The organism is Streptomyces sp. FH025 (genome assembly GCF_017427025.1).
GTDB lineage: Bacteria > Actinomycetota > Actinomycetes > Streptomycetales > Streptomycetaceae > Kitasatospora.
This window is the reverse complement of sequence record NZ_JAFLNG010000666.1, coordinates 1-4,277: the sequence shown is the minus strand read 5'-3', so window position 1 is coordinate 4,277 and position 4,277 is coordinate 1. Positions and strand designations below refer to the sequence as shown.

General features: G+C 67.7%; 4 protein-coding genes. All 4 read right to left on the bottom strand.

Annotated features, from left to right (window positions below; all coding sequences use genetic code 11):
* Window positions 1-168: 168 nt before the first annotated feature.
* A complete protein-coding gene (locus tag J0670_RS31665) occupies window positions 169-1,632 on the bottom strand; it encodes a hypothetical protein (protein WP_207815367.1) in 1,464 nt (487 codons plus the stop codon).
* A complete protein-coding gene (locus tag J0670_RS31660) occupies window positions 1,629-2,969 on the bottom strand; it encodes a KGGVGR-motif variant AAA ATPase (RefSeq protein WP_207815365.1) in 1,341 nt (446 codons plus the stop codon). Before J0670_RS31660 ends, J0670_RS31665 begins: the two co-directional genes overlap by 4 nt.
* Entirely contained in the window at window positions 2,966-3,463 is a 498-nt protein-coding gene (locus J0670_RS31655; RefSeq protein ID WP_207815363.1) for a hypothetical protein, read from the bottom strand. Before J0670_RS31655 ends, J0670_RS31660 begins: the two co-directional genes overlap by 4 nt.
* Window positions 3,464-3,561: 98 nt before the next feature.
* On the bottom strand, window positions 3,562-4,277 hold a 716-nt coding region (locus J0670_RS31650; RefSeq protein WP_207815362.1), incomplete at its 5' end, for an NAD(P)-dependent oxidoreductase.

The window sequence follows — 4,277 nt, the reverse complement described above, 5'->3', positions numbered from 1 at the left end:
GGCCACCCGCCTCCCGGCCGCCGCCCCAGGCCCGATCCCGGAGGAGTAGAACCGATCCGGGGTGGGCCCGGCGCAGGAGCGGAGCCGGGCCCACCCCACCAATCCGACAGGCTGGTGGGTCTTCCTCGGTCGGGCTCGGGGACGGCAGGACCACGGAGTGACGGCCGCCTACGACTGGACCTTCGGCACGCCGCCCTTTCGGCCGATCGAGAAGGCGATCCGGTACACATCCGGGAGATCGATCCGCCCGTCCTTGCGGCGGCGCATCACACCGAGGGCGATCAACTCGTCGATCAGCCGCAGGTGGTCGTCCGGGTAGCGAGGTCCGGTACGGACTTTCACTTCATTCCCGCCCGCATTGGCGCGGGCGGCCTCCCTGCCCAGCGTGGAGGTCAGATCCGAGGCCCGCCAAAGGTCCAGGACAAGCCCTTGGTCGATCGGGACCTGCTGGCCCGCCAGCGGTTCGATGACCGTACGCACCCAGGGCATGTCCTCACGGATCTCGTTGACGCGCGTCTGCGAGGCCGACTGGACGCCCTTGCGAATTCCCTCGTGGTGGATGGCAAACGGATGGCTCGCGTACTTTCCCCGGGTCTCGTCCACGGCCATGCCCAGCGCGTTGAGGAAGCTCCGGGGACTCACCTGCTCGACGCCGTCCATGAGGTGGTTGGGCAACCACGTGTACGTGATGCCCTTCCGGTAGTTGGCGCCCATGTACGGTCCGGCCAGTTCGCTGAAGACGGACGCCTGGACCTGCTCGTCGCCGAGCAGCGTTGACGGGAGCAGATGCCGTCCGGCGTGCTCGCTCCAGCTGCCGGTCCAGGAACGGAAGTTCGTGGACCCGATGCTGTCGTGGTTGCCGAGGTAGTGGAAGAAGAGACCGTACAAATTGGTGGTCGTCCACTGGAGGCTGGCGGCGTTCGAGGTCAGTTTTGATGCGTCCGGAAAGTGGAGGAGCGCTCCGTCGAACATGTCGGGCCGAATGAAGATCTTGCATCGGATGTTCTTGGTGCTCAGACGCATCTCCAGAGCCAGCTGGAGGATACCGGCGACAAGCCGGTCTGCTTGAGCCCGGTCCCGGTGGAGGTGCTCCAGCGCATCGAAGAGGATCATGTGCGTGGTCCTCTCCGACTGCGCCTGCTTGTCGGCCTGAGCGATGGTCCGGTCGCGTGCTCCCGGATTGCCCTGTACCCAGGCGATACGGTCGGTCCACTCCATGTTTCCCTGGAGCTCGGGCTGCCCGAGTGCAACGAGAAGCACGGCGTTCCACAGATCGTAGGCACGGACGCCGCTGTTCACCAGGTTTGCCAGTTCGCCGGCACCCGGGTACAGATCGGGATCCAGCATCGCGCTGTAACCAGGCGAAACCCTCAGGCTCCGGAGCCGCTCGATGCGGTACTCCTCGGCGGCGATGTCCCGCAGCTGATCGTCGAGCAGGGAGCGGCACCAGAAGGTCTTGCCCACTCCTCGGCCGCCCCGCACCACGGTGGTGTCGATGTGAAGTGCGAGACGGTGCGTATCAGGAGTGAAGAGGTTGAGGAGCGTCGGTTCGACCGTGTCCGCGTCCTGTGCGGGGGGCAGCGCGGAAACCAGCAGGTTCCGGTAGTCCTCGGCCTTGAGCGGGGCGGTCATCGCGGTCCTTCGATCATCAGATTGGTGGCGGTCTCCAGGAAGGCATCGTACGCGGCGCCAACGAGCGGATGACCGTCCCATCCTGGTGTGGAGACTGCGTCAAGGCCGACGAGTTCGACGGCGAACAGGATTGGGATGGGCGAATGCGGCGCAGACTTGTCCTCCGGGCTGGGGTTGAAGCCCGTGTCTCCGTCGATGAGGTCGTCATAGAGGACGGAGAAGCACTCCCAGGCGTGGTCTCGGAAGGTCTCCAGGTAAGCGGGTCCATCGGCGCCCGGGACCATTGAGGCGACCATCCGCAGCTTCTCCCGGATCTCCTTCGCCTGACCGGAGGAGAGCCATGCCGAGAAGAGATCGCGATAACCGGCCCAGGTCTGGCCGTTGTCGCTGCCGAAGAGCAAGGCGAGATCGCACAAGCGCGAGATGGTGACAGCGGCGATGTCGTGGATACCTGCGCGGCTGTCCAGAAGTACGACGTCGGGACGGCGGCTCTCCCGGGCGACTGCGTCCTCGCAGGCACGGACCGCAGCCTCCAGCCGGTCGGCGAAGGTGCCTCCACCGTGCCCGGGCACATCGGCGTAGACGCGGTTGAGCTTGTCCACGTAGGCGTACTCGGTGCCGGGCACCCCACGTCCTCGCGCAGGGGCGACCCAGAGTTCTCCATTGTCCTGGAGTTGGAAATGCGTGGCCTGCGCGACGAGGTCGAGCCCCTCCTCGTTTCCCAATGCAGATTCCACGAGTTGGTCGATGATCCCGTATGCGGGTAGTTGGTCCTCGGTGACCAGTAGCGGCCCCGAACCCGGGGATTCCAGGTCCAGGTCTACGACGAGGACACAGTTGCCCTTCTTGGCCAGGTGTTTCGCCAGCATGAACGTGGCAGTCGAGCGGCCTACCCCACCCTTGAATCCGTAGAGCGCGGTGCGCGCAGTACGCACGCCGCCTGACTCCGCCTCCGGAGTGCTCACACGGGCCCAGTCCGCGCCGACAACGGTGTTGTCGAGCCAGCGGATGCTGCCTTGGCCAGGTGCTGCGACGTAACGGAGTTCAGCAGCCGCCCGGGGTGACGCGAAGTATGCGTCCGGTTGGAAGAGACCGGAAGCAAGGAGCAGGGGTCGGTCGGCTGCATACCGGCCCAGGGTGCTGATGATCCGTTCACGCCAGACCTCTTGGTCGGCTGTCTCGACCTTGCACGAGCGGTCGTCCAGGAGCAGGGCCAGGCGGCCGAAGATGTCCCGCACGACCAGGACGTCGACACCGGATGCAGCTGCGTCGAGGGCCACGGCGAGCGCGAGGGGCCGGGCCTCGTCGAAGCGGACCGGGTCGGGCGGGAAGGTCACGTGAGTACTCCGTCGATGAGAGCCCGCTCGTGCAGGCCGAGAATCAGTTCCGACGCCGCGCGTCGGGCTCGCACATCAGCTTCAATGACGGAGGAGCCGTCACTGTAACGGTCATGCACGCTCCAGGTGGCGAAGGGAGTCGAAGCCGCGAGGATCGCGGACAGGGCGCCTCCGGTGCGCCCGTTCAGCAGGAGCGCGGCGTCGGCGATGACATCTCCCGCATCGGACCAAGCTTCCGGGAGGTGCTCGATGTACTTCGGCTTGCCGCCCTGCTGCGGGATGTACGGCTTGCTGGTCGGCTGGCCCCCCGGTTTGATCGGGGCGACCGATACCCGGGTGTACCGCAGCATGAGGCTCTTCAGGGCACATTCCACCGCGAAGCCGAAATGGTGGTCCGCGTTGGGCAGCCGGCCGTCGTCGTGCAGGTAGACCGCGTCGCTGTGGTGCCGTAACGCGGCTCCCGCGTAGTGGTCTTCCTTAGAAGTCTGGGACACGGCCTGATCCTAGGGGGCAGCCTTCCGAAGTCTCCACCGTCCGGACCACCGCCCTCGATGGGCCCTGTTCGCTGTCGTTCAGATTGTCAGTCAGGCTCCTACTGGTTGGTCGCTTCGGCCAGCACCTCGGCCACCCCGCGCAGTGGCCGGTACCCCAGGGCCGCGGTGGCTCGCTCGGACACGTAGACGCGGTCGACGGAGGAGGGCAGGTCCCACCCGAGCCGGTCGAACAGGGCCGCTTCGGCCGGCAGCCGTTCTGTGATGAGGGCCGCCGGGTCCCGGTGGAGTCGCTCCGCGTCCCCGGTCTGCCAGGGGTAGGGGCCGGCGATGTTCAGCACGCCGGTGGCCGTGGCGCTGTCGACGGCCAGCAGGTGGGCGCGCGCCACGTCGGCCAGGTCGACGCCCCGGTAGAGGCGGTGCCGGGCGAGCAGGGGCGCCGGCTCGGGGAAGCAGCGGGCGATCCGCAGGCACACCGTGGTCATGCCGCTCGCGCCGGTCGCTCCGAGCACCAGGCGTTCGGCGGCCAGCTTGGTCTCGTCGTAGATGTCGCGCGGCCGGCAGGCCAGGTCCTCGGTCACCCAGACCGCCGCGCCGTCGGACGGCACCAGCGCATGCCCGTACACCGAGGTCGAGCTGGTGAGGACGAAGCGGCGCACCCCGGCGGCCTCCGCGGCCGCCAGCAGCCCCCCGGTCGCCTCGACGTTCACCGCGTGGAACTCCGCGTCCGGCCGCACCCCGACGTGCGGCGCGTGCAGGGCCGCCGCATGGACGACCGCCTCCGCCCCGGCCAGTGCCCCGCGCCAGGCCGCACCGT